General features: G+C 52.6%; 20 protein-coding genes. 8 read left to right on the plus strand and 12 right to left on the minus strand.

Annotation, left to right across the window (positions count from 1 at the left end):
* Nucleotides 1–168: 168 nt before the first annotated feature.
* The 3 genes from galS to folE all read right to left on the minus strand — a co-directional run bounded on the left by galS (nt 169) and on the right by folE (nt 3,179).
* Entirely contained in the window at nt 169–1,194 is a 1,026-nt protein-coding gene (gene galS / locus OGX94_RS00240; protein WP_032943995.1) for an HTH-type transcriptional regulator GalS, read from the minus strand.
* Nucleotides 1,195–1,338: 144 nt separating this feature from the next.
* Nucleotides 1,339–2,496, minus strand: coding sequence for a DUF418 domain-containing protein YeiB (yeiB, locus tag OGX94_RS00245; RefSeq protein WP_063940519.1), 1,158 nt, complete (start codon nt 2,494–2,496; stop codon nt 1,339–1,341).
* 14 nt (nt 2,497–2,510) lie between these two features.
* Nucleotides 2,511–3,179, minus strand: coding sequence for a GTP cyclohydrolase I FolE (gene folE / locus OGX94_RS00250; protein ID WP_003027410.1), 669 nt, complete (start codon nt 3,177–3,179; stop codon nt 2,511–2,513).
* A 322-nt stretch (nt 3,180–3,501) separates the two neighbouring features.
* Between folE and fghA the strand changes: the two genes are divergently transcribed.
* The gene (gene fghA, locus OGX94_RS00255; protein ID WP_003834512.1) at nt 3,502–4,338 is read left to right on the plus strand and encodes an S-formylglutathione hydrolase; all 837 of its coding nucleotides are present in this window, start codon (nt 3,502–3,504) and stop codon (nt 4,336–4,338) included.
* 279 nt (nt 4,339–4,617) lie between these two features.
* Complete coding sequence (locus OGX94_RS00260) at nt 4,618–6,603, plus strand: ligand-gated channel protein (protein WP_003834514.1); 1,986 nt, start codon at nt 4,618–4,620, stop codon at nt 6,601–6,603.
* A 65-nt stretch (nt 6,604–6,668) separates the two neighbouring features.
* Here the strand turns inward: OGX94_RS00260 and lysP are convergent, their stop codons facing one another.
* Nucleotides 6,669–8,138: a lysine-specific permease gene (gene lysP, locus OGX94_RS00265; protein WP_257661811.1), complete on the minus strand. Its 1,470-nt coding sequence runs from the start codon at nt 8,136–8,138 to the stop codon at nt 6,669–6,671.
* 195 nt (nt 8,139–8,333) lie between these two features.
* Complete coding sequence (gene yieE / locus OGX94_RS00270; RefSeq protein ID WP_003834519.1) at nt 8,334–9,215, minus strand: DNA-binding transcriptional regulator YeiE; 882 nt, start codon at nt 9,213–9,215, stop codon at nt 8,334–8,336.
* Between the two features lie 119 nt (nt 9,216–9,334).
* Here yieE and OGX94_RS00275 point away from each other — a divergent pair, with 119 nt between their 5' ends.
* Nucleotides 9,335–10,384: a YeiH family protein gene (locus OGX94_RS00275; RefSeq protein WP_043016967.1), complete on the plus strand. Its 1,050-nt coding sequence runs from the start codon at nt 9,335–9,337 to the stop codon at nt 10,382–10,384.
* A 71-nt stretch (nt 10,385–10,455) separates the two neighbouring features.
* The gene (gene nfo / locus OGX94_RS00280; protein ID WP_003834523.1) at nt 10,456–11,313 is read left to right on the plus strand and encodes a deoxyribonuclease IV; all 858 of its coding nucleotides are present in this window, start codon (nt 10,456–10,458) and stop codon (nt 11,311–11,313) included.
* A 32-nt stretch (nt 11,314–11,345) separates the two neighbouring features.
* Here nfo and hypT read toward each other — a convergent pair whose 3' ends face one another.
* Nucleotides 11,346–12,257 carry a hypochlorite stress DNA-binding transcriptional regulator HypT gene (hypT, locus tag OGX94_RS00285; RefSeq protein WP_020996669.1) on the minus strand — a complete coding sequence of 304 codons (912 nt, stop codon included), beginning with the start codon at nt 12,255–12,257 and terminating at the stop codon, nt 11,346–11,348.
* A gap of 352 nt (nt 12,258–12,609) precedes the next feature.
* Here hypT and cuyB point away from each other — a divergent pair, with 352 nt between their 5' ends.
* Nucleotides 12,610–13,329: a cysteate racemase gene (gene cuyB / locus OGX94_RS00290; RefSeq protein ID WP_003834537.1), complete on the plus strand. Its 720-nt coding sequence runs from the start codon at nt 12,610–12,612 to the stop codon at nt 13,327–13,329.
* A 75-nt stretch (nt 13,330–13,404) separates the two neighbouring features.
* Entirely contained in the window at nt 13,405–14,703 is a 1,299-nt protein-coding gene (locus OGX94_RS00295; RefSeq protein WP_063940523.1) for an anaerobic C4-dicarboxylate transporter, read from the plus strand.
* 106 nt (nt 14,704–14,809) lie between these two features.
* On the opposite strand, the gene fruA is transcribed toward OGX94_RS00295, so the two are convergent.
* Genes fruA through fruB form a run of 3 tightly spaced genes read right to left on the minus strand, consistent with a single transcriptional unit; the run spans nt 14,810 to nt 18,583 of the window.
* The gene (fruA, locus tag OGX94_RS00300; protein WP_003834542.1) at nt 14,810–16,498 is read right to left on the minus strand and encodes a PTS fructose transporter subunit IIBC; all 1,689 of its coding nucleotides are present in this window, start codon (nt 16,496–16,498) and stop codon (nt 14,810–14,812) included.
* 16 nt (nt 16,499–16,514) lie between these two features.
* Nucleotides 16,515–17,453 (minus strand): 1-phosphofructokinase, encoded by a 939-nt coding sequence (gene fruK / locus OGX94_RS00305; protein ID WP_003834544.1) that lies wholly within the window; start codon nt 17,451–17,453, stop codon nt 16,515–16,517.
* Nucleotides 17,453–18,583 carry a fused PTS fructose transporter subunit IIA/HPr protein gene (gene fruB / locus OGX94_RS00310; RefSeq protein WP_257661810.1) on the minus strand — a complete coding sequence of 377 codons (1,131 nt, stop codon included), beginning with the start codon at nt 18,581–18,583 and terminating at the stop codon, nt 17,453–17,455. The genes fruK and fruB overlap by 1 nt, the downstream gene beginning before the upstream one ends.
* 368 nt (nt 18,584–18,951) lie before the next feature.
* Here fruB and setB point away from each other — a divergent pair, with 368 nt between their 5' ends.
* Complete coding sequence (setB, locus tag OGX94_RS00315; protein ID WP_003834548.1) at nt 18,952–20,133, plus strand: sugar efflux transporter SetB; 1,182 nt, start codon at nt 18,952–18,954, stop codon at nt 20,131–20,133.
* Here setB and OGX94_RS00320 read toward each other — a convergent pair.
* Nucleotides 20,130–20,384, minus strand: coding sequence for a YkgJ family cysteine cluster protein (locus OGX94_RS00320; RefSeq protein ID WP_257661809.1), 255 nt, complete (start codon nt 20,382–20,384; stop codon nt 20,130–20,132). The genes setB and OGX94_RS00320 overlap by 4 nt on opposite strands.
* A 157-nt stretch (nt 20,385–20,541) precedes the next feature.
* Between OGX94_RS00320 and yeiP the strand changes: the two genes are divergently transcribed.
* A complete protein-coding gene (gene yeiP / locus OGX94_RS00325) occupies nt 20,542–21,114 on the plus strand; it encodes an elongation factor P-like protein YeiP (protein WP_003027452.1) in 573 nt (190 codons plus the stop codon).
* A gap of 715 nt (nt 21,115–21,829) precedes the next feature.
* Here yeiP and torD read toward each other — a convergent pair.
* Both torD and torA read right to left on the minus strand, forming a co-directional pair.
* The gene (torD, locus tag OGX94_RS00330; RefSeq protein ID WP_191222350.1) at nt 21,830–22,462 is read right to left on the minus strand and encodes a molecular chaperone TorD; all 633 of its coding nucleotides are present in this window, start codon (nt 22,460–22,462) and stop codon (nt 21,830–21,832) included.
* Nucleotides 22,452–24,950, minus strand: coding sequence for a trimethylamine-N-oxide reductase TorA (gene torA, locus OGX94_RS00335; RefSeq protein WP_063940529.1), 2,499 nt, complete (start codon nt 24,948–24,950; stop codon nt 22,452–22,454). Before torA ends, torD begins: the two co-directional genes overlap by 11 nt.
* Between the last annotated feature and the right edge of the window lie 6 nt (nt 24,951–24,956).

Consider the following 24,956-nt stretch of genomic DNA (forward strand, 5'->3'; position numbering starts at 1 on the left):
CTCCAAAAACAGGCTTTAATTTTTGTTTAAGGCACCTATACCTCGATGAAAGTGATTATTCACCGTTACATAGTAGTTACAGCGCAACAAACAGTGTCATCATAGCTATCGCATTGTTAATATACTGTGAATTTACTCACATATTGAAAGCGGTTACATCGCGCAACGTTATGAGTTAGTGATCGGTGCCGCATTCTGCCGCAGCGCTACTGAATGGCGACGCACCAGCGTTGGCATAAAACAATGCGACGCCTGCGGATCCAACGTGCCAGCCGCCCCCTGTAGCGCAAGCTCCGTCGCCATTTTTGCCATTGAAGCAATGGGATAGCGCACAGTGGTTAGCTGCGGATCGGTGTAACGCGCGATGGGAATATCATCGAAGCCAATGATAGAAAGGTGTAATGGAATAGCGATGCCGTTATCTTTTAGCGCGGTCAGCGCGCCGGCTGCCATATTGTCGTTATAAGCGAAGACCGCCGTCAGTTGTAAGTTACGCCCCAGCAGTTCCACCATCGCGGACTCTCCGCCCTGCATATCGGGCGAACCGGTGCCGACCCAGCTTTCTGCCGCAACAATCCCCTGCTCTTTCAGAGCAGTTAACCACCCTTCTTTGCGCATGGCGTCATCTTCAATGCGGTGGCTTGATGCCAGATAACCGATGCGTTGATGACCATTATTTAGCAGCATCCGGGTAGCCATTTTGGCACCGCTGATGTTATCCAGGCAGACGCAACGGTGGGCGTAGCCAGGAACAAGGCGGTTGATCAGTACCATGCCGGGGATTTGATCCATAAACTCGGCCAGTTCCCGATCGCTCAGCGCTTTAGAGTGTACAATCAGCGCGTTACAGCGTTGGCGAATCAACACCTCAATGGCATGACGTTCTTTTTCCGCCTCATGGTAGCTGTTGCCAATCAGGACATACTTCTGATGCTGCTGAGCAACCATATCCACGGCTTTTACCAGCGCGCCAAAAAACGCATCTGATACATCCATGACGACAACACCAATCGTGTCGCTTACCTGCGTCGCCAGCGCTTGTGCGTTGGCATTAGGTCGATAGCCAAGCTGAGTGACTGCCTTCATTACCGCTTCACGCGTATCGGGACTCACCAGCGCACTGTTGTTCAGTACGCGGGAAACGGTCGCTACAGAAACGCCAGACTGCCGTGCCACATCACGAATGGTTACCATATTCACTGCCCTGTTTTAGATTGCGGCTGCCCGCAGACACCCCAGGCTGGGTATTTTGTCAGCACAATGAAACGGACTGCGTGAGTGATGTCACAGGAATGAAAGCGCTTACATCCATTTTGTTAATGAATGTGATCCAGATCGTTATCTGGATGTTCGTGGTAATGATGTCCCCGAAGCACGCAGGGTTAATTGACGCCACAGCCATTCCACCGGGCCCTGCCGGTAGAAACGCAGCCATATGACAGAGAAAAGTAAGTTAATCGCCCAGACCGGGATGACGAAAAGCAGCAGCTCCAGCCGGTCAAATTTCATAAATAAACCGGCCTGATAAAACAACGTGGTGCAGATTAAGGTCTGTAACAGATAGTTGGTTAATGCCATGCGACCCACACAGGCGACGGCAATGACCCATTTTAAGCGACTAAGCTGTGGCCAGAAACCAAACATCAGCGCGGCATAACCAATGGTTTGCAAAGGCGCCCCCAGCTCTCGCGGTGCTTGTAACAGGAAGGCACACCAGCGGTAGGCCCAGTCCAGTTGCCACTGGGCGATGATAGCAGGCAGGTTAATCGCCATGCCGATAATAACCAGCAGAACGCCAGTGCGTCGATAATGCTGCAAACTGTACTGCCCTTTTAGCCAGCCGCTACGCATTAATGCCGCGCCGAGCAGCATCATCCCCGCCAGTTGCCAGCCATATTGCGCACCTAACGCCAGCAAGCTATTGGACATCATATCCACGCGATTACTGATTGCTTCCATTCCGCCGTTCACTTTCCAGTATTTTTCATACAGCAACGCTGAAGCATCCGGCGTCCAGGCCCGGCTGGTTTCGCTCCCGGAGATCACACCCAACAGCAGCAATACACCAACGCCCGCCAAATAAAGCACCACGCCGGTGTTAAACAAGCTTTTCACCGACGGCGCATCCCGGATCAGCCGCCAGCAAATCAGGCCGATCAAGCCATATGCCAGCAGGATATCGCCATCCCAGAAGAGTAAACCGTGAATGAATCCCAATAGCACCAGCAACGTAAGCCGCGACTGGATCCAGCGTTTACCACGCGGGAGCAGCATTTGCAGACCAGCACCAAACAGCAGAGCAAACAGGGTAAGGAATTTTACCTGCGCAAAGAGATCGAGCAGCGCCCAGGTCCAGGCGTCAGATAAGGTAATGTCGCCATACCAGGCGGGATTGAGGTATGCCGCCTTCGGCAGGCCAAAGGCGCTAATATTGAGAAGCAGGATACCAAGAATGGCAACGCCACGAATAAAATCCAGCGTGACATTACGCTCCATGGTTCCTGCCCTAATCAGTTGTGATGACGTACTGCGCGCAGGAATTCCTGACGCGTGTTCTGGCTGGACTTAAACAATCCGCCAAGAGAAGTGGTGGTGGTCGCACTGGTCGCATCGCGAATGCCGCGCGCTTTCACACAGTAATGCACCGCGTCAATCGATACCGCCACATTATTCGTCCCGAGCAGCGTTTGCAGCGCGGTGAGAATTTGCTGGGTCAGACGTTCCTGTACCTGCGGACGCTGTGCAAAGAACTGCACAATGCGGTTAATCTTCGACAGACCAATGACCGAATCTTTCGGAATATACGCCACCGTCGCTTTGCCATCGATAGTGACAAAGTGGTGTTCACAGGTGCTGGTCAGCGTGATATCGCGGACCGTGACCATCTCGTCCACCTTCATTTTGTTTTCAATGACGGTGATTTTCGGGAAGTTGGCGTAATCGAGACCAGAGAAAATCTCATCGACATACATTTTCGCAATGCGATGCGGAGTTTCCATCAGACTGTCATCGCTCAAATCGAGATTGAGCAATTGCATAATCTCGGTCATATGGCCAGAGATAAGACGTTTGCGTGTTTCGTTATCCATCTCTTGCACAGGCGGGCGCAGCGGGGTTTCGAGACCACGCGCAACCAACGCTTCATGAACCAGTGCCGCTTCTTTACTGAGTGATGACATTTCTTCTTCTCCTGCAGGTGGGGCGCCTCTGCCCTGCATGGGGCAAAGTTTTTAGGCTGTGTCACAGCCAGAACATTGTGCGTGAGGCGGCGCACATAATCCAGTATTCACCGTGATAATTATTGAAATTGGCACAGCCTTTCAGCGTCGCTGATTTCACTTGTCTTTCAGCCCGGTGACGTCGAGTGTTAATGTAAAGTTATATAGATGATGAAGTATGTTTGCTCAATGCGGAAGTGAAAGTTACTCACAGTGCTATGAATAATCTGTATTATGATGAGTTCGCAAACACATTCAGGTTCAACACAACAAGGAGCCACGCATGGAAATGCTTGAAGAGCACCGCTGTTTTGAAGGCTGGCAGCAACGCTGGCGTCACGACTCCACCACGTTAAATTGCGCCATGACCTTCAGTATTTTTCTTCCACCACCCCGCGATAACGCTCCGCCTCCGGTGCTGTACTGGCTGTCGGGCCTGACCTGCAATGATGAAAACTTCACCACCAAAGCGGGTGCGCAGCGCATCGCGGCTGAGCTGGGTATAGTGCTGGTGATGCCGGACACCAGCCCGCGCGGCGAGCAGGTTGCCAACGATGATGGCTACGATTTAGGTCAAGGGGCAGGATTTTACCTCAATGCCACCCAGCAGCCGTGGGCAACGCATTTTCGTATGTATGACTATCTGCGTGATGAGCTTCCGGCACTGATTCAGTCGCAGTTTAACGTCAGCGATCGCTGTGCCATCAGCGGACACTCCATGGGCGGCCACGGCGCATTGATTATGGCGCTGAAAAATCCCGGGAGATACACCAGCGTTTCCGCCTTTGCGCCGATCGTAAACCCTTGTCGTGTTCCGTGGGGTGAGAAGGCTTTTAGCGCTTATCTGGGCGAAGATAAAACACAGTGGGCAGAGTGGGATAGCTGCGCGTTGATGCTGGCCAGCAAACCCGCAGACGCGATCCCGACGCTAATCGATCAGGGAGACAGCGATCAGTTTCTTGCCGATCAGTTGCAGCCCGCGGTACTAGCCGAAACTGCCCGTCAGACCGCTTGGCCAATGACGCTACGCATCCAGCCTGGTTACGACCATAGCTATTACTTTATTGCGTCGTTTATTGAGGATCACCTGCGCTTCCACGCCCAGTATTTGCTGAAGTAATTTCTTAGTTGAGGGCGGAAGCCCTCTTCATTTCTCCATCATTCCTTCACTTTTTCTCCTTTTTTCTTCCCCCACTATCTTATTGATTAAAAAAGTATTTCACCCCAAATCATATCAAACACAAATGATTTCTATTATCATTTGTGTTTACAAATATTCATACTTTTGTACAATCCCCCCGCTTCTTTACTGAAAAGAGTCCTTAAAAGACAAATACATACAATTGTCATGGCCTTTCACATGACGCGCAGTTTGATTCATTTAAATGGAATGATACAAATGACTATACCTCACGTTAAGGCTGTAGCTGCCGCAGTATGCGTCGCCTGCCTCCCATCACTCGGCCATGCCGCTGAACAAGACACCGTGGTCGTTACCGCTACCGGTTTCGAGCAGAAAATTCAGGATGCCCCGGCTTCAATATCTGTTATTACCAAGCAGCAGATTGAGGACAAAGCCTATCGAGATGTCACCGATGCGCTAAAAGATGTCCCTGGCGTCGTCGTCACTGGCGGGGGGAGCAGTAGCGATATCAGTATTCGCGGTATGGCTTCGCAATACACACTCTTCCTGGTCAACGGTAAACGCATCAGCACCCGCGGTACACGTCCTAACAGCGACAACTCAGGTATTGAGCAAGGTTGGCTGCCGCCGCTGGAATCCATCGAGCGTATCGAGGTAATCCGCGGCCCGATGTCATCCCTCTACGGCTCCGATGCGATGGGCGGCGTCATTAACGTCATCACCAAAAAAGTGTCGAATACTAAAGCCTGGACCGGCTCTTTGCACGGCGATGCCACTTTCCAGGAAGACAGAGACTCCGGCGATATTTACCAGACCAACGCCTATGCGTCTGGACCACTGATTGACGGATTACTTGGCGCGAAGGTGACCGGATTATTCTCCCACCGCGCGGAAGATGAAATCGTAAATGGCTACAATGAACAGCGTATGCGTAGCGGGGGATTAACCCTGAACTTTACGCCAGATGATAAAAACGACATCGATTTCGATTACGCACGTGAATTGCAGGATCGCGACAGTACGCCGGGCAAATCCATGGCCGAGGAAAACTGCCGCAACGGAAGCTGTAAGCCCAACAGTAAAAGCGAAAACAAGTATGTGCACACCACGTACTCAATAACCCACAGCGGTTATTACGACGACTTCAACTCCACCAGCTATGTCCAGCAGGAAGAGACCGACAACCCCGGTCGCCAGATGAAGTCCTACAACACGATTTTCAATAACCAGAACCAGGTATTCCTTGGGGCGCACACCCTGACGTTGGGCGGGCAATACCGTTATGAAAAACTGCGCGATAATGGCAACCAGCTGCAAGCGGCTGATGGACTGAACAAACTGACTCGCTGGAGCTGGGCGCTGTTTGCTGAAGATGAATGGGCCGTTACCGATACCTTCACGCTGACCGGCGGTCTGCGTATGGATAAGGATGAAAACTACGGTGACAACTGGACGCCGCGCGGCTATGGCGTATGGCATCTGAGCGATCAGTGGACCTTAAAAGGCGGCGTTTCCGCGGGCTATCGCGCACCGGATCTGCGCCAGTCTTCTGCCAGTTGGGGACAGGTCACCGGCGGCGGTCGTCTGAACGGAATCATTGTCGGCAACCCGGACCTGAAACCGGAGAAAAGCCTCAGCGAAGAGATCGGTTTACTGTGGGATAACGGCAACGACCTCAACGCAGGCGTTACGTTGTTCAATACCGACTTTAAAAACAAAATCACCGAAGTTCGCCGTTGTAACAGCAGTTCCGATCCGGCCTGCACCATCGGCGGCACCCATTATGACTTCGTCAGCGATCGCGTTAACGTCGATAAAGCCAATATGCGCGGCGTAGAATCCACCTTCGGCTGGAAAATAACCTCTGACGTCAACTGGACCGCGAACTACACCTACACAGAATCTGAGCAGAAAAGCGGTCAGTTCTCAGGCCAACCGTTGAACAAAATGCCGAAGCATATGTTTAACACGACACTGGACTGGCAGGCTACGCAGGATCTCGGTTTCTGGAGCCGTCTGAATCTGCGCGGGAAAACGTCTGAATACCTGAGCCGTACCTCCATGGCACAGGGCACCCCGTCCTATACTCAGGTCGACGTTGGTTTACGTTACTATGCTACCAAGGATCTGTTGATGACCGCTGGCGTGTATAACGTGCTGGATAAACAAATCGATTACGATACCTACGACACCGTCCTTGATGGACGTCGTTACACGGTTGGCATGACTTATAGCTTCTAAGTTAGGCGCAATAAAAAACCCCGGCACTCATCATGCCGGGGTTTTTGTTATGCTTTTTTATACCGTTACTTCTTTACGCGGCCCGGGAATTTCATTTCGCTGTAGCGAACAAAACGGGTTCCTTTGGTCAGCTTATAGCCAAACCAGATAATCAGGAACAGCGGGATACCGATATAGGTAGCCATCACGCCGCCCCAGTCAATGCTGTCTTTCAGGAACGCTTCGTAGTTCTGACCCAGGGTGATAATCAGGCACAGCACAAAGGCGAAGATCGGACCCAGCGGGAAGAAGCCAGAACGGTACGGCAGATCCTTCACATCGTGCCCCTGCAGCACATAACCGCGACGGAAGCGATAGTGGCTAATAGCAATCCCCAGCCAGGCGATAAAGCCCGTCATCCCGGAAGTATTCAGCAGCCACAGGTACACGGTCTGGTTGCCAAACATTGAAGTCAGGAAGCACAGCCCCGCCACCACGGTGGTCGCATACAGCGCGTTACGCGGTACGCCGCCACGAGACAGTTTGCCGAAAATACGCGGCGCTTTACCGTCACATGCCAGGGTGTAAAGCATACGCGTGGAGGCGTACATCCCGGAGTTACCTGCGGACAGCACCGCCGTCAGGATAACTGCGTTCATCACCGCTGCCGCAGACAGCAGACCCGCATGCTGGAATACCAGCGTGAACGGGCTAACGCTGATGTCTTTTACATCGTTACGCAGCAGGCTTGGATCGGTATACGGAATGATCAGGCTGATAATCAAAATTGCGAACACATAGAACAGCAGGATTCGCCAGAATACCTGACGTACCGCACGTGGAATGTTCTTTTCAGGATTTTCAGATTCGCCAGCCGCGATACCGATAAGCTCCGTCCCCTGGAAGGAGAAACCGACGATCATCGCCACGCCAATCATCGCAGCAAAACCACCGGCAAACGGTGCATCACCGATCGTCCAGTTGCTCCAGCCCACCGGCTGAGCGCCTTTGAAGATACCGAAAATCATCATCACGCCAACCACGATGAAGATAATGACGGTGGTAACTTTGATCAGTGAGAACCAATATTCCGCTTCACCAAACCCGCGAACGGAAATGTAGTTCAGCAGGAAGATAACGCCGAGGAACAGCGCACTCCAGATCCAGCCCGGCGTGTCCGGGAACCACCAGCTCATCACCAGCTGTGCGGCCACCAGGTCAACAGCAATCGTTACCGCCCAGTTGTACCAGTAGTTCCAGCCCAGCGCGAAGCCAAAGCCTTCTTCTACGTAGTTCTGACCGTAGGTGGAAAACGAGCCGGAAACCGGCATATAGGCAGCCAGTTCACCGAGGCTGGTCATCAGGAAGTACACCATCAGACCGATCAGAATATAAGAGAACAACGCGCCGCCTGGACCCGCTGCAGAAATAGTTGCACCAGATGCAACGAAAAGACCTGTACCGATGGAGCCTCCAATGGCAATCATCGTCAGGTGACGCGCCTTCAGTTCACGACGTAGCGTGGGCGCTTCTGTGGTTTTAGTTTCGGAAACCATGTGAAAATGCTATCCATCCAAAAAATGAGGCGCGATTGTAGCAGACGAAATGGCATTCTTCTGGCACAAATACGCTGTTATAAGAGACCTTCATGACTGGCCGCGGATTATAAGTAAAGCAGAAAATATGCGGTGTAAGGCGGTTAAGTTATAACCGCCGTTCTACAGAGAGGTGACATTACGACAGTAAGCGCCCTATTCGCCCAGCTCGACCTGATCGCTGTAATGTAAAAAACGCGTAATGGCATTGGAGATGTGTTTTTGCCTGTGATGCACGCGCCAGAGAGTACGGACTAAACGCGGCAGCGGCACGGGAACTTCGCTCAGCGTTCCCGCCTGCAACTGCTCCGCAATAACCCGACGCGACAAGCAGCTGATCCCGAGACCATGACGCACCGCATGCTTAATGGCCTCGGAGTTACCCAACTCCATTGCCATCTGAAATCTCGGCAGATGAGACAGCAGCAGGTAATCCACCAGTTCGCGCGTACCCGATCCTCGTTCACGCAGGATCCACGGCGAAGCAGCCAGCTGTTCCAGCGTAACAGGCCCCTTTGTGAGCGGTGACGACGGTGCGGCAAACACCACCAGCTCGTCTTCCAGCCACGGTTCAGAAATAATTTCAGTACTGTGACAAGGCCCTTCGATCAGTCCGATATCTACCCTAAAATCCAGCACCGCATTAATCACATCCTGACTGTTACCCACGCTCAGCTCGAGCGGCAAATCAGGAAAATCCTGCCGATAGCGGGCGATCATTGCAGGCAAGATATAGTTACCAATGGTGCTACTGGCATAGACCCGAATGGCACCATTATCTTCGCGAAAAAGCTGTTCGATTTCGGTTGTTTGCTCAAGTAACGCCAACGCTCGTGGGTAGAGCAAACGCCCGTGCTCGTTGACCACCAGTCGTTTACCGACACGGTCAAACAGTTGCACGCCGAGTTGCCCTTCCAGATCGGTAAGTGCCGCACTCACCGCCGACTGCGACAATGCCAGCATGACAGACGCCTGGGTCGTTGAACCGCTTTTTAGTACCTCAGCAAACACTTCAAGTTGTCGCAGGGTGATATGCATAGTCGTTTTCCACCAGATAACCGTCACTTACCACTTATAGAGATTAATTATAAATATATAATCAATTTTATTTTTAAACCACTTCGCCGTACTCTTTTACCCAGATAAAGGAGAAGGATATGACAGAACTCACCTTGCAGACTCATCGTCGTACAGCGTGGCATTTTATTCCGGGGCTTGCCCTGAGTGCAGTTATCACTGGGGTTGCCTTATGGGGTGGATCTATTCCCGCCGTCGCAGGTGCCGGGTTCAGCGCCCTCACCTTAGCAATCTTGTTGGGGATGGTCCTCGGCAACACCGTCTATCCGCACATCTGGAAAAGCTGTGACGGCGGCGTGCTGTTTGCTAAACAACATCTATTACGTCTGGGGATCATCCTCTACGGCTTCCGCCTCACCTTCGCGCAAATTGCTGACGTCGGCGTCAGCGGTATCGTGATTGATGTGTTAACGCTGAGCAGTACCTTTATGATTGCCTGTTTCCTGGGGCAAAAAGTGTTTGGTCTGGACCGCCACACCAGCTGGCTGATTGGCGCGGGGAGCAGCATTTGCGGTGCCGCCGCCGTGCTGGCAACCGAGCCGGTAGTGAAAGCGGAAGCCAGTAAGGTAACCGTCGCTGTCGCCACCGTGGTGATCTTCGGTACCATCGCTATCTTCCTGTATCCGGCAATGTATCCGCTGCTGGCACACTGGTTTAGCCCAGAAACCTACGGCATTTACATTGGTTCCACCATGCATGAAGTGGCGCAGGTAGTGGCTGCCGGGCACGCCATTAACCCGGATGCAGAAAACGCCGCGGTTATTGCCAAAATGCTGCGCGTCATGATGCTGGCACCGTTCCTCATCCTGCTGGCAGCTCGCGTTAAACAACTGTCTCCGGCTACGGGTGGTGAGAAAAGCAAAATCACTATTCCATGGTTTGCCATCCTGTTCATTGTGGTCGCGATTTTTAACTCGTTCCACCTGCTGCCGCAGTCGGTTGTGAACATGCTGGTAACGCTGGACACCATTTTGCTGGCAATGGCAATGGCTGCACTGGGGTTAACCACTCACGTTAGCGCACTGAAAAAAGCCGGTGCCAAACCGTTACTGATGGCCCTGCTGCTGTTTGTCTGGTTGATTGTCGGTGGTGCTGCGATTAACGTCGCTGTCCACGCCCTGATGGCATAAACGATCACGACTCACCTCCATTAACCCGCTATACTCTCCCTTTTTGTATTTGAGTATGGCGGGTTAAATTTATGAAATACATCGGAGCGCACGTAAGCGCCGCTGGCGGTCTGGCTAACGCCGCTATTCGAGCCGCAGAAATCGAAGCGACCGCATTCGCCCTGTTCACCAAGAATCAGCGCCAGTGGCGTGCCGCGCCGCTGACCACCGAAATCATTGATGATTTCAAATCTGCTTGTGAGAAGTACCACTACACCTCTGCACAAATCCTGCCTCACGACAGTTACCTGATTAACCTCGGTCACCCGGTCAGCGATGCGCTGGAAAAATCGCGTGATGCGTTTCTTGATGAAATGCAACGCTGTGAACTGCTTGGCTTATCCCTGCTGAACTTTCACCCTGGCAGCCATTTGATGCAGATCCCGGAAGATGAGTGTCTGGCGCGCATTGCCGAATCCATCAACATCGTCCTCGCTCAGACCCAGGGCGTTACGGCAGTTATCGAAAATACCGCCGGACAAGGTAGTAATCTGGGATTCAAGTTTGAGCACCTGGCCGCCATTATCGACGGCGTCGAAGATAAGTCCCGTGTTGGCGTTTGTATTGATACCTGCCACGCTTTCGCGGCGGGTTACGATTTGCGTTCCGCAGAAGAGTGCGAAAAAACGTTTGCGGAATTTGAACGTATTGTCGGTTTCAAGTATCTACGCGGTATGCACCTGAACGACGCCAAGAGCGCGTTTGGCAGTCGCGTTGACCGTCATCACAGCCTGGGTGAAGGCAATATTGGCCATGATGCCTTCCGTTGGATTATGCAGGATAATCGTTTTGACGGTATTCCAATGGTGCTGGAAACCATTAATCCGGATATCTGGGCCGAAGAGATCGCCTGGCTGAAAGCCCAGCAAACAGAAAAAGCAGTGGCGTAACGATCTCCGCGCGCCAGACAAGCTGGCGCGTATCAAGTGAGCGTAACCAGATCCTCTGGCATATGGTTGTACAAAATCCGCCAGAAATGCTCAGCCGTTTTATTCAAACGGGTATCCATTCGGTAAATATAGGCCTGAATTGGCACCATCAACTCCGGCGTGTCCAGACAAACCAGGCGCTTATCGCGCAATTCGTTCACGATCGTCCACGCTGGCAGCCAGGCGATACCATGACCATCTAATGCCATATTCTTCAATAGCTCACTCATCGAAGACATAAACAGCGTACGCGCCGAAATACTGCCCACCTCCGCCAGGTGACGGTTAACCAATCTTCCCATGTAGGAAGTGCTGGTATAGTTCAGAATCGGCACCTGCGGCTGATAGATATCAAACAACGCCTTACCCTGTGCATCCGCAGCACAGACGGGATACAGCTCAGACTCAAAAACCTTCAAGCCGCAGAAAGGTGACTGCATTAAGTCTTCATCGCGAAAGGAGATAATAAAATCACTTTTCCCCTCGCGCAGCGTATTCACCGCCTGGACTACGTCAATCGCTTCGACGTGGTAAACAAACTCCTCGCCCCATGCCGACATTGAATGTACTAATCTGGGCAACATCGTCAGCGACAAAGAATGTGCCGCCGCTATTTTGATATTGGGAACGCCAAGCAGGTTGTGACCACTTAGCTCATCTAAATTGCATTCCAGTTGTTGCAGCAGGCTACGGGTCTGCGAATGGAATAACTTACCCTCCTCCGTCAGCTGCAGTGGACTCGTCGTACGGTCAAACAGCAGCACCCCAACAGCGGATTCGAGCGCCTTGATCCGCCGGCTAAATGCCGGTTGGGATAGGTTGCGCTCCTCCGCGGCCTGGGAAAAATGACGACACGCTTCCAGCGTCAGAAAATCATATAACCATTTTGTCTCGATATTTTTCATGCCTGTCACGCGGATGTTTAAATATGTCGATTAGTCTTAAGCATCATGCCTGAATATTCCCGGAGATGATATTCAACATCAGTATCTGGTGATTCGTTTTTTGCATAATGCCTTCGTTTTTGACATTAACATGTTTCTTTACTCATCGACCACGACCGCTCACCCACCGCGTAACGTCGGGCCTCTGGCTGATTGCCGGCCAGCTGAGGTGGTAAAAGACATCACACTCATGCGTTTTTTGCATTGAACCAAACATTATTGCATTTCTCCTCACGACACTCTGCTGTTAAACATAAGCACCAGATAGACACCAGCTCTGAATATTAAATATCGGTAAATAGAGGTATATATCGTGAAAGGTTTAATTGGCGTACTTGGTGGTATGGGGCCTGCTGCAACCGTCGATCTTTTTAATAAATTCGTCACCTTTACCGCAGCGCAACGCGATCAGGAACATATCCCATTAATTATTTCATCCATCCCTGATATTCCAGACCGAACTGATGCGTTAATGCATCATGGTCATTCCCCACTTCCGGCAATGCGTGATTATATGCACAAACTGGAAGATGCTGGTGCGGAGTGTATTGTGATCCCCTGTAATACCGCCCATTTTTGGTTTAATGAATTAAAAGAGTGCTGTCATACAGAGTTACTCAGTATCGTTGAAACAACCATGAATGAGGTCAAAAACTGCGGAAAATCACGTATCGGTTTACTTGCTACTAACGCCACCCTTTACATGGGACTCTACCAAAAAGGCATAGAATCTCTTGGGTTAACCTGCATCAGTCCTGATTCATCCGATCAGGAAAAGGTCATGGAAAGTATTTATTGCTTAAAAGCCGGCGACCTTAAGCGGGCACAAACGCTGATGAATGAACAGGCTGAAGTGCTCTTCTCACGCGGCGCACAAATCATTGTACTGGGATGTACTGAAGTCCCCGTCATTCTTGCCGACGCAGTCAGAAAGTCTCCAGATAAATATATTGACTCAACCGGATCATTAGTTCGCGCCGGTATTAAATGGTACGAAAAACGAGTTGGCAAACATCATCTTCTGGCGCAATAACAGCCATTACCAGATTAATAAAGCATTAAACAACCACTTATTTTAATAACAAATTATTCTCTGGCGGAGGCCATTATGGTTTGGTTAGAAATTATCGTCGTGTTGGGTGCAATATTTTTTGGTATCCGCCTCGGCGGAATAGGTATCGGTTTATGCGGTGGTCTGGGGCTGGCTATTTTAACGTTGGGATTTGATCTGCAAATTGGCTCGCCACCCGTTGACGTTATCCTTATTATTATGACAGTTGTCGTGGCAGCATCGGCGCTACAGGCCGCAGGAGGTATGGATTATCTGGTTCGTGTTGCCGGTAATTTCATGCGGCGTAACCCTAAATATATCAATATTATTGCACCGATTATCACCTGGTCGATGACCATAATGGCCGGAACAGGGTTCATTGTATTTTCTACCCTGCCAGTGATTGCCGAAGTCGCCAAAGAGTCCGGTATCCGCCCTTCTCGTACGCTCGCCGGATCCGTAGTCGCCTCCCAGGTGGCGATATCCGGTTCGCCGATCAGTGCCGCAATGGCGGCGATGCTGACCATTATGGAGGGCAACGGTATCACCTTTATTCAGGTCATGGCGGTATGTCTACCAGCTTCGTTTGTCGCCGCGATGGTTGCCGCTTTTATCGCCTCACGTCAGGGATGCGAGCTTCAGGATGATGAAGTCTATCTGGAACGCCTGCAAAAAGGATTAGTGCGTAAATATGAAGGGCAAAACAGCACCACGCCGGGTGCCAAACTCTCGGTCGCCCTGTTTATGCTGGCAACGGTCGTCATCGTTATTCTTGCCGCCTGCCCGCAGCTACGCCCTGGATTCGATGCAGGCAACCCAATGAATACCCGGGATATCATCATTATCTGTATGTTGGCTGCCGCTTGCCTGATGGTGGTGTTATGCAAAACATCAACCGATGCTATTGTCCTGACATCCACGTTTAGATCAGGGATGAGTTCACTGGCGGTCATTCTCGGGATTGTTACACTGGGAACGACCTTCATTGATGCCCACTTAGCGGAGATTAAGGATATCGCAGGCGATATTCTACGGGCTTATCCCATGCTGTTGGCACTGGTGCTGTTTGGTACCTGTGCGCTTCTCTACTCGCAAGGCGCCACCACGCCGCTGATCATCCCTCTGGCCGTTGCGCTCGGCGTACCTACATGGGCAATTCTGGCCTCCTATGTGGCGGTAACCGGGGTGTTTGTTCTACCAACATACCCGACTTCGCTGGCGGCAATGGAGTTCGACACCACAGGGACAACGCGCGTGGGCAAGTATGTCTTAAACCATCCGTTTATGCTGCCAGGACTGGGTGGGATCATTGCTGGCGTTGCCTTTGGTTTTATCATCGCGCCAATGATTACCTGACCCGTTTTATTAAGGCTGGATGGATTATTGTGGCGATGCTGCAACGGTATAGGTAAAAGCATAAAAAAGGGGCAGAGAATTCTCTGCCCCTGGTATTGACGTTAAATCAGGCCGCCTTTGCCACAACCTCAGCTTCCGGGCGCTTCAGCACCGCGTAGGAGAGACCGGCTACCAGCGTACCGGCAATAATTGCCAGCAGGTATCCCAACACCGGCGTGATTGCACCTGGGATTAACAGGACAAACAGCCCGCCGTGTGGCGCCATCAGCTTCGCACCCACCGCCATCGAGATAGCCCCGGTAATCGCACCACCAACGATACAGCAAGGCAGAACGCGCATTGGGTCACGGGCAGCGAACGGGATTGCCCCTTCGGTGATAAAGCACAGGCCCAGTACCAGCGCAGCTTTTCCGCCTTCCTGCTGCGCTTTATCGAACTTACGACGCGCAACCAGCGTTGCCAGACCCAGAGCCAGCGGAGGTACCATACCCGCAGCCATGATGGCCGCCATCGGCGCATAAGTTTGTGTACTCAGCAGACCCACACCGAAAGCATACGCCGCCTTGTTAACCGGACCACCCATGTCGGTACACATCATGCCGCCAAGAATCGCGCCAAGCAGCACCGCATTGGCCGTACCCATGGTTTGCAGCCAGTGAGTCAAACCTTCCAGAATACCCGCCACCGGTTTGCCGATCAGGTAAATCATGGCCAGGCCAACCACCAGGCTTGAGAACAGCGGAATGATCAGGATCGGTTTCAGCGCTTCCATACTCTGCGGGAGTTTCAGCTTCGTGCTGATAAGCTTCGCCACATAACCGGCAAGGAAACCAGCAATAATCCCGCCAATAAAGCCGGAACCGGTGCTTACCGCCAGCATACCGCCGATAAGACCCGGCGTCAGACCCGGACGGTCAGCGATGGAAAACGCGATATAACCTGCCAGTACCGGCACCATCAGCGCGAAGGCTGAACCACCGCCAATCTGCATCAGCGCCGCCGCCAGCGTACCCTGCTCTTTAAACGCTTCGATACCAAAAGCGAACGAGAGTGCAATACACAGGCCGCCAGCAACTACCATCGGCAGCATATAAGAGACGCCCGTCAGCAGGTGACGATACGCCCCCGCGCTCTCTTTCTTACTTTCGGTTGCTGAAGTCTGCGCTTTACCGGTTGGCTGGTACGGTGTTGCTTCTTCCAGCGCTTTGTCCAGCTCCTGCTTTGTTTTCTTCAACGCAAGACCGGTAGAGGTGCGATACATCGGTTTGCCGGCAAACTTCGCCAGATCAACTTCAATGTCAGCTGCCACAATCACCAGATCAGCCTGAGCCACCTCTTCCGGCGTAATAGCGTTACCTGCGCCAACAGAACCTCGGGTTTCAACCTTCACCCACCAGCCACGTTTTTTCGCTTCAGTTTCAATCGCTTCAGCGGCCATAAACGTATGAGCAACACCGGTCGGACACGCCGTCACCGCCACCACGCGTTTTGGACCACTGCTGGCCACAGGTGCTGTTGTAACCGGGGCGCTGTAGGGTTTTGCATGGCCTTTAGCTTCGCTAAGGAAGAGTTCAGGATGCGCAACCGCACGACCAATGTCGCCCAGCCAGACTTTTTTGCCGTTCAGCGAACTGTCGGCAGGAAGCGTATCGCCCAGAACAATTGCCAGTTCGGCATCATTCGGATTATCAATAATTTCCAGATGTGCTTTCTGTGCCGCCGCTCCAAGCAGGGTTTTCGCCATGTAAGCGCGAGCCTGGCCGAGATTAGCGTCAATAATCAGCAGCGTTTTCATTATGCCTCTCCTGCTGTCAGTTAAACGGTTTTAAGTCGACACGCGCCATCATTGCGGCCAACTGAGGACGATCGGTAATGCCTACATTACTTTGGCTTACCGCCAGGGCGGCAACAGCCGTCGCCAGACGCAGGGTATGTTCGCTGGACTCACGCATCAGCAGGCCGTAAATCAGACCGCCAACCATTGAATCACCCGCACCGACGGTGCTGACCACCTCAACTGACGGCGGTTTAGCAATCCACTCGCCTGAGGCGTTAACCCACAGCGCACCTTCCGCGCCGAGTGAAATCACCACATGAGCGATCCCCTGCTCGCGAAGCGCATGCGCCGCTTCAATCACATCTTTCATTTCCGGCAGCTTACGACCGGCCCAGATTTCCAGTTCGCGACGGTTTGGCTTCACCAGCCATGGCGCCGCTTTCAGACCTGCTACCAACGCTTCACGACTACTATCAAAGATAATGCAAGGACACTGACTACGCAGGCGCGTCATCCAGTCGGTGAAGGCTTCCGGGCTCACGCCGGTTGGCAAACTGCCGCTGACGCACACCATGTCGAACTGGCCCAGCCAGCTCAGCGAATCATTTACAAAGCGTTCCCAGTCAGCCGGGGTGACTTCAAAGCCGGAGAAGTTGAAGTCAGATACTTCACCGTCTTTTTCGGTCAGCTTGACGTTAATACGGGTACGGCCCTGCACGACCTGAAAACGGTTGGCAATGCCCAGCTCGCTGAACAACTGCTGAAAACCATCCTGGTTGTCTTTACCCAGGAAGCCACCCACAGTGACATCGATACCTAAATCCTTCAAAACCTTAGCGACGTTGATCCCTTTCCCTGCCGCATGCAGACCGGTGGTTTTAACCAGGTTCACTTCACCGCGTTCAATTTCCGGGCAGAAACCCACCAGGTCGTAGGCCGGGTTAAGGGTGATAGTAGCAACACGTCTGCTCATTACGCGCCCTCCCCAAGACCTGCTGCGATGGCTTCGCCAATCGCCTTCAGCGCCTGTTCAGCATCTTCGCCCTGTGCAGTAAAGCGCAGGTGATGTCCTTTCTTCACGCCTAACGCCACAACTTTCATCAGACTGCGTCCATTCGCCGGCTTGCCGGTTCCATCAAGATTTGTCACGGTAATTTCACTGTTAAATTGTTTAATCGTATTCACCAGCATGGTGCCCGGGCGGGCATGTAAACCATGCTCATTGCGCACAATAAATTCGGCGCTCAGTACATCATCAGTTAAGGCGTCATCGCTGGTCAGCAGCGCCAGCACCGTTGCCGCATCAGCTTTCAACAAACGGTCAGCTTTATTATTCAGCAGCAGATCGCCAAGGCGCTTCAGTACCGCAACCGGTTGATCGTCATTCATGGCGACGGTCACCAGCAAGGCTGCCGCTTCACCTTGTACATCGAACACTGTTGCTGCACGACTAACCGCAACGGCGCTACGCACGTTACCTTCAGCACAGTCATTCAGCCAGATCCCCTGACCGAGATTCATCGGTTGCTCATTGATTGCTCTGGCCACAAAGGTGGCGTCAACCGCACCGACTTCTTTCAGCCGTGCCGCGTTGAGTGCCTGCAGCGTCACCAGCGAGTTGGCCACGACATCCAGCGACAGCGTTTCGTTATCAAGCTTCAGCTGTTCACTTTGCTTTTCACCCATCAGCAGCGCACGCAGTTCTTCCGCCGTGGTCGCAGATTTCAGCTGTTCAGCGACGGAGTCATCGCTCAGCACGTGTGTCAGCTGACGCAGTAAACCGAGGTGTTCATCAGAACTTGCGGCGATGCCGATTGCCACATAAGCAACCTGCCCTTCGCCCCAGGTCACGCCCTGCGGAAACTGAAATACCTGCACACCGGTTTTCAGTACCTGATCGCGCGTGTCCGTCGTACCGTGAGGAATCGCAATACCGTTGCCGAGGAACGTGGACGTCTGTTGTTCGCGCGCCAGCATGCCATCGACGTAGCCTTCCGCGACGTTACCCGCCTGCACTAAGGCAGCGGCAACCTGGCGAATAGCCTCTTCTTTATTCCCGGCCTGTTCGCCCGGGTGAATATCCTGAACAGATAACTGGAACATGATTCTCCTCTCCCGCTGAATTGAAACGATTCAGCCAACATGAGAAAAAAGGCGTCACCCGACTCCATCAGTTAAGGCAAGATGACGCTGAAACGTTTCAAGAAGTCTTGCTCTTTTTTCTTCAGCACACAAGTAAAGTTGACAAATTACTTGCTGAATTTAGAGATAACGCACATTTTCTCTGCGGAGGAGAAAAAATTGCTGACGCAAAAACGCCGTCAGCTTGTCAGATTCAGCAACGTCAGCAAGCAGCATTCTTTGACTGAAATGCTATTTTGATTTTTGATGCCGATTTTGATTTGGCTCCCTGTTTATTTTCTGACAAGCGGCGTAAACTCCGCGTCTCTTCACATCATTGATATCAAAACATGCATAACACCCCCGTAGCCGCCACACCCAAGGCGTTTGATTTAACGTCTTCGGCGTTCCTGCTTGTCGCATTTCTGACGGGTATCGCCGGTGCGTTGCAGACGCCAACGCTCAGCCTTTTTCTGACGGATGAAGTCCACGCCCGTCCCGGCATGGTCGGGTTCTTTTTTACCGGTAGCGCTGTGATCGGTATTCTGGTAAGTCAGTTTCTGGCCGGACGTTCAGATAGAAAAGGCGATCGCAAGAACCTGATTGTGTTTTGCTGCGTGCTGGGGATGCTGGCCTGCGTGCTGTTTGCCTGGAATCGTAATTATTTTATCTTGCTGTTTGTCGGGGTATTCCTCAGCAGCTTTGGATCGACCGCCAACCCGCAAATGTTTGCTCTCGCCCGTGAACACGCCGACCGCACAGGTCGGGAAGCCGTCATGTTCAGCTCAATATTACGTGCGCAGGTTTCGCTAGCCTGGGTAATTGGCCCGCCGCTGGCCTACGCGCTGGCCATGGGATTCAGCTTTACAGTGATGTATCTCAGCGCGGCGGTGGCGTTTGTTGTCTGCGGCGTAATGGTCTGGCTGTTTTTACCCTCAATGAGTAAAAACGTGCCTCTCGCGACAGGCGCAGTTGAGGCCCCGCGCCGCAATCGACGCGACACGTTGCTGCTGTTTGTTATCTGCACATTAATGTGGGGAACCAATAGTCTCTATATCATTAATATGCCGCTGTTTATCATCAACGAACTGCATCTGCCGGAAAAACTGGCTGGCATCATGATGGGCACCGCAGCCGGTCTGGAAATCCCGACCATGTTGATTGCTGGCTATTTTGCAAAGCGTCTGGGTAAACGTCTGTTGATGAGAATTGCCGTCGTTGCCGGATTCTTCTTTTATGCCGGTATGCTACTGGCTCACTCTCCGGCGATATTGCTTGGCTTACAGCTGCTGAACGCGATTTACATCGGTATTCTCGGCGGGATTGGTATGCTCTATTTCCAGGACCTGATGCCGGGACAGGCGGGTTCAGCCACCACCCTCTATACGAATACCATTCGCGTGGGCTGGATTATTGCCGGATCGCTGGCGGGAATTGCCGCTGAAATTTGGAACTATCACGCGGTGTTCTGGTTTGCACTGGTGATGATCGTCGCCACCGTCGCGTGCCTGGCGCGCATCAAGGACGTTTAAGGCGCGATTAGCACTTCAAGCTCGATGAGATAAACCATGGCCTGGTGCGTCGTCCGCCCGCACATTTCCGCACTGGGCTGTAAACCGGCGCACACCTTTGGTCGTAGCGGCGACGCAAAAATTTTGCAACGCAGGGATTCATCCAACTGAACGCAGGGCGTATTAGCGGGCTTGCCATCAGGCATACCGGGGATGGGACTGGAGATTGAAGGCGCGGTGCAGCATGCACCACAATCCGGACGGCATTCCATACAGTACTCTCTTTATCGTAAACCATCGGATTGTGCAGGAAGGGCACAGTACCACCTTTTTTGCACCAGCAAAAGCATGAATTCCGCTTGCCTGAATGCCCCGGCGCGAGTAGTTTTACGCGATATTTTAGACACTCCTCACTACAGGATTTTTTCGATGCCAAGAGCGAACGAAATTAAAAAAGGTATGGTACTGAACTACAACGGCAAACTGCTGATTGTAAAAGATATCGATATTCAATCACCGTCCGCACGTGGTGCTGCCACGCTGTACAAAATGCGTTTTTCTGATGTGCGTACCGGTCTGAAAGTTGAAGAGCGCTTCAAAGGCGACGATATCGTGGATACCGTCACTCTGAGCCGTCGTGGCGTTGATTTCTCCTACGTCGATGGCAACGAATACATCTTTATGGATAAAGAAGACTATACCCCGTATACCTTCACCAAAGACCAGATTGAAGAAGAGCTGCTGTTCATGCCGGAAGGCGGTATGCCGGACATGCAGGTACTGACCTGGGACGGCCAACTGCTGGCGCTTGAACTGCCGCAGACTGTAGACCTGGAAATCGTTGAAACCTCACCGGGTATTAAAGGCGCTTCAGCGAGCGCGCGCAACAAGCCAGCAACCCTGAGCACCGGTCTGGTGATCCAGGTTCCTGAGTACCTAAGTGCGGGTGAAAAAATCCGTATTCATATCGAAGAACGTCGCTATATGGGCCGTGCAGATTAAGCTCCTGTCGTTACAGGTGAACCAAAGATAATGACATGTTGTCTCTGGCAAAATGTTCCGTTCACTTTAGTGATATCACTTCTCTGAAACGATACTGCCTGTGAACGTGTTAAGGGTACTATCGCCGTACCCTTAACAATCCCGGCTCCCGGCGGGAAAATTGTTGCTACGCAATACCCTCCGCTTTTTCCTTCAGGCTATCGGGCCGGGCGCGAGGTAGCGTCCCTGCAAAGCGCGCCCTGAACCCGCATCCCTGCGGGTTCTCCCGGCCTTACGGAAACACGTCGGCAATTTTCAGCCGGACCAGCCACACCTGACCATCTACTTTTTTTGTTTAAACAGCAAAACAGATTTAACTGGAAATCAGAGAGTTGAAGCGATGACCCCGGTCCGGCTGAAAATCGATGAGGCGTTGACGGCTGACCGGGTCTGCCCGCAGGGATGCGGGCAGAGGGGACGGCCTGCAGGGACGCAGGCTCGGCCCCGACCCGACAGGCAGACGGCATGAGCCGAATGAATCGCATCGCGACGATTTTCCTGCCGGGAGCCAGGGTTGCAAGGGAGGCGGCGGTGAGCCTCCCTTGCACGTTCACGGGTATCTGCTCTTCAGAGAAATGACTCCGCTGAGGTGAACGGAACCCTATGCCGCAATAAAATATGCTCCATAATGCTTAACTGACTGGCATTACAACGCAGGCTGTCCCTTTTTTCATTTTCAGCGCTGGCTGCTGAGATAAAAATCATCCATCAACAATGACTCCAGATACTGTTCATCCTCTTGCATAAAACGCACTATCAGATTAACCGCCTGAGGATAAAACCCCTCGTTATCCCGCACCAGACAAGCGTCGCGAAATAACGGTGCCCAGCACAGAATATGATGATGCAAAAAGTAGTATTGCGCCGATAGCCTCTCCTCTTTAGCAACCATCCTCGCCATTAATGCCAACTGCACGGCAATATGATCGGAGGGCTCATTCTCTCTCGCTGCCAGACCTTGCTCAATCAGCAACACATTCATTTGCCGACGTTCTTCTGCCGCTGTCGTGTGTGGATAGTGCCCTGCATAGGGAGAAACACTAGCCGGCGGGGCCAGCAGAAACAGCGAGGCAAAATCTGCTGCCAGCTCCAGCTGACGGGAGTCGCGCCGCAAAACCCGGCTCAGACTACGCTCAAAACGTTTAACCTCGGCAGACACTCCAGGAACCGCCGCCAGTGAGGCAATCCAAGCCTGGCTATCGCCGTTTTCCAGACTGGCGAGCTGTTTTTCATCCAGCTCACGAAATAACAGTTGCGAAAACCACTGGTACACAGCCGCCCGCTGCTGATGAATTTGCTTATGCTGCACTGGTCCCCTCCTCTTTCACAATCTGCGGACCACCGAAAGCCGTCACTTGCGGGGCTTTCTGCTGATAACGCTCGACCTCCACCAGCACGGTATGCGCTGAAGGCCCCTGGGCCAATTGTGAAGTACCTATATCCGCGCTCAGCACGTTCGGGTCGCCATAGGTGCATAATGTCCCGGCTTTCCCCCCTTCCTGCGGGGAATACCACGCGCCTTCATGAATACGAATCACGCCAGGGGAAAAATCCGGACTGACAACCACGCCAGCCAGTACCTGACCACGAGCGTTATAAACGCGGGCGATATCACCGGCTTTTAAGCCACGAGCGGTGGCATCCTGTTCACTGATATAAAGCGGCTCTCTTCCGGCAACCGCATAGGTGTTGCGAAACGCCTCGCTAGAGCACAGTTGGGAATGCAGACGTTTATCCGGATGGCAGGATTGCAGATGCAGCGGGTATTTATCTTTTTTGCCGCTATGGGTACGCTCAAAGGGTTCCATCCACACGGGATGCCCTGGACAATCCTCATAGGCAAAGCCCGCGATGGTTTTGCTGTAGATTTCAATCAGACCTGACGGCGTTCCCAGCGGATTCAGGTCTGGCTGGTCGCGAAACTCACCGTGCCGTACCCACGGCTGACCCGGCGGATATTCAATATATCCGTCACCCTGCCAGAACGTTGTGAAATCCGGTAATGAGACACCGAGCGACGCTCCCATCTTCACGCCTTCATCATAAAGCACCTGTATCCACTGCATTTCATCACGGTTTTCGCGGTACACCGCTTCCTTGTCAAAGCGCTTACACAGCCCGGCAAACACATCAAAATCATGTCGCGCTTCATATTGCGGTTTGACGATCTGATGCAACGCCATCAACCCTTTATTCGAATGCGTACCGAACTGCTCAATATCGTTACGTTCAAAGCGGGTGGTAACGGGCAGGACGATATCGGCGAATCGGCACGACGCGGTCCATTGATGATCCAACACCACCACGGTTTCCAGCTTCTTCCACGCGTCGATCATGCGATTCCTGTCCTGCTGCGCATGAAATGGATTTGCCGCACTGTAGATCGCCATTTTGATGTCAGGCCATGTTAACGTCTCGCCGTTAAAGGCAACTTTTTTGCCCGGCTCAAGCAGGCAGTCAACGATACGTGAAGTGGGGATATGCTCCGATGCGCCGCGAAAATCCGCGTTGTACTTTGCCTGCGGGGGATTCGTGATCCCTCCCAGTCCAGAGAGCACAGGCCCGGCGGATGTTACCGTACCTCCACCGTTGTAGTGCCAGCCAAATCCTACCCCGCCGCCGGGCAAACCAATTTGACCGACCATGCTGGCCAGCACCACCAGCATCCACGGATACTGCTCACCATGGTGCATGCGTTGTACGCACCAACCGCCCATAAACTGTGTCCTGCCTTTCACCAACAGGCGGGCGAAGTCTCGGATCTGCTCTGCCGTCAGGCCGCAGATTTCTGCCGCCCATTCGGCATTTTTCGGCTGTTTATCGGCTTCGCCCAGCAGATACGGCAAAAACTGCTCAAAGCCGACGGTGTAATCGGTAATAAACGCCGTGTCGTACAATTTTTCTTCGTACAAGGTATGCGCCAGCGCCAGCATTAACGCCACATCGGTTTGTGGCCGCAACGCCAACTGCTCGCAGCCAAGAAAGTTTTGCGACTTGCTACGCACCGGATCAACACTGATAACGCGCATCTTACCCTGCGCTACCGCCTCTTTAATCTGCTGCCAGTAGCCAAACGCATCGTGATCGGGAACCAAAAACTCGATCTGCAGGTTCTTGATCGGATCGCAGCCCCACAGCACGATGGTATTGCTGTTTTCAATCACCAGCGGAAGCGACGTCTGCTGCTCATAAACTTCCAGCGAACCAATCACATGCGGTAAAATGACTTGTGCCGCTGCCGCAGAATAGTCGCCGACGGTTGTCACATAGCTACCATGCAGGCCAAGTCCCCGGTCCATCGCCCCGCCCGCTTTATGGTATTTGCCCACCATCTGCCAATCGGCAAGCCCGGTAAATACGCCTGATGAGCCATAGGTTTTTTGCACCCGCTCCAGCTCTTCGTAAAACAAATCCAGCGCCTGATCCCAACTAACCCGCACAAAACGGTTATCTCCGCGCTGGCTGCGATCCGACTTCTCACGCTTACGCAACCAGTCCAGACGCACCATTGGGTAGCGCACCCGCGACGGGTTGTAAACCACTTCACGCACCGCGTTCAGCATATCGCAGGGGTATTTGTCATGTTTGAACGGACGGGTTTCGGTCCACTCACCGTTGACCACTTTGGCTTCAAAAGCGCCATAGTGCGAACCAGATTGGATCCACTGTTCGGGATTTTCCCCCGCCGCCCACACTTTTGATATCAGCGGATTAGGCGCCAGTGCGCTGGCAGCCCCCACCGCCAGCATTCCGTTGAGAAAACGGCGGCGGGACGGATTAAAGTCATGAATATCCATACATTA

Origin of the sequence: Citrobacter sp. Cpo037 (genome assembly GCF_030332945.1) — a bacterium.
GTDB lineage: Bacteria > Pseudomonadota > Gammaproteobacteria > Enterobacterales > Enterobacteriaceae > Citrobacter > Citrobacter portucalensis.

Excerpts from the sequence above, each read along its gene's own strand:
- OGX94_RS00275 (WP_043016967.1), top strand. The coding sequence starts at position 9,335 with ATGACAGAACTCACCTTGCAGACTCATCGTCGTACAGCGTGGCATTTT.
- fruK (WP_003834544.1), bottom strand. The coding sequence starts at position 17,453 with ATGAGCAGACGTGTTGCTACTATCACCCTTAACCCGGCCTACGACCTG.
- nfo (WP_003834523.1), top strand. The coding sequence starts at position 10,456 with ATGAAATACATCGGAGCGCACGTAAGCGCCGCTGGCGGTCTGGCTAAC.
- OGX94_RS00295 (WP_063940523.1), top strand. The coding sequence starts at position 13,405 with ATGGTTTGGTTAGAAATTATCGTCGTGTTGGGTGCAATATTTTTTGGT.
- yeiP (WP_003027452.1), top strand. The coding sequence starts at position 20,542 with ATGCCAAGAGCGAACGAAATTAAAAAAGGTATGGTACTGAACTACAAC.
- fruA (WP_003834542.1), bottom strand. The coding sequence starts at position 16,498 with ATGAAAACGCTGCTGATTATTGACGCTAATCTCGGCCAGGCTCGCGCT.
- OGX94_RS00320 (WP_257661809.1), bottom strand. The coding sequence starts at position 20,384 with ATGGAATGCCGTCCGGATTGTGGTGCATGCTGCACCGCGCCTTCAATC.
- yeiB (WP_063940519.1), bottom strand. The coding sequence starts at position 2,496 with ATGGAGCGTAATGTCACGCTGGATTTTATTCGTGGCGTTGCCATTCTT.
- lysP (WP_257661811.1), bottom strand. The coding sequence starts at position 8,138 with ATGGTTTCCGAAACTAAAACCACAGAAGCGCCCACGCTACGTCGTGAA.
- OGX94_RS00260 (WP_003834514.1), top strand. The coding sequence starts at position 4,618 with ATGACTATACCTCACGTTAAGGCTGTAGCTGCCGCAGTATGCGTCGCC.
- hypT (WP_020996669.1), bottom strand. The coding sequence starts at position 12,257 with ATGAAAAATATCGAGACAAAATGGTTATATGATTTTCTGACGCTGGAA.
- galS (WP_032943995.1), bottom strand. The coding sequence starts at position 1,194 with ATGGTAACCATTCGTGATGTGGCACGGCAGTCTGGCGTTTCTGTAGCG.
- torA (WP_063940529.1), bottom strand. The coding sequence starts at position 24,950 with ATGGATATTCATGACTTTAATCCGTCCCGCCGCCGTTTTCTCAACGGA.
- fruB (WP_257661810.1), bottom strand. The coding sequence starts at position 18,583 with ATGTTCCAGTTATCTGTTCAGGATATTCACCCGGGCGAACAGGCCGGG.
- setB (WP_003834548.1), top strand. The coding sequence starts at position 18,952 with ATGCATAACACCCCCGTAGCCGCCACACCCAAGGCGTTTGATTTAACG.
- folE (WP_003027410.1), bottom strand. The coding sequence starts at position 3,179 with ATGTCATCACTCAGTAAAGAAGCGGCACTGGTTCATGAAGCGTTGGTT.
- yieE (WP_003834519.1), bottom strand. The coding sequence starts at position 9,215 with ATGCATATCACCCTGCGACAACTTGAAGTGTTTGCTGAGGTACTAAAA.
- fghA (WP_003834512.1), top strand. The coding sequence starts at position 3,502 with ATGGAAATGCTTGAAGAGCACCGCTGTTTTGAAGGCTGGCAGCAACGC.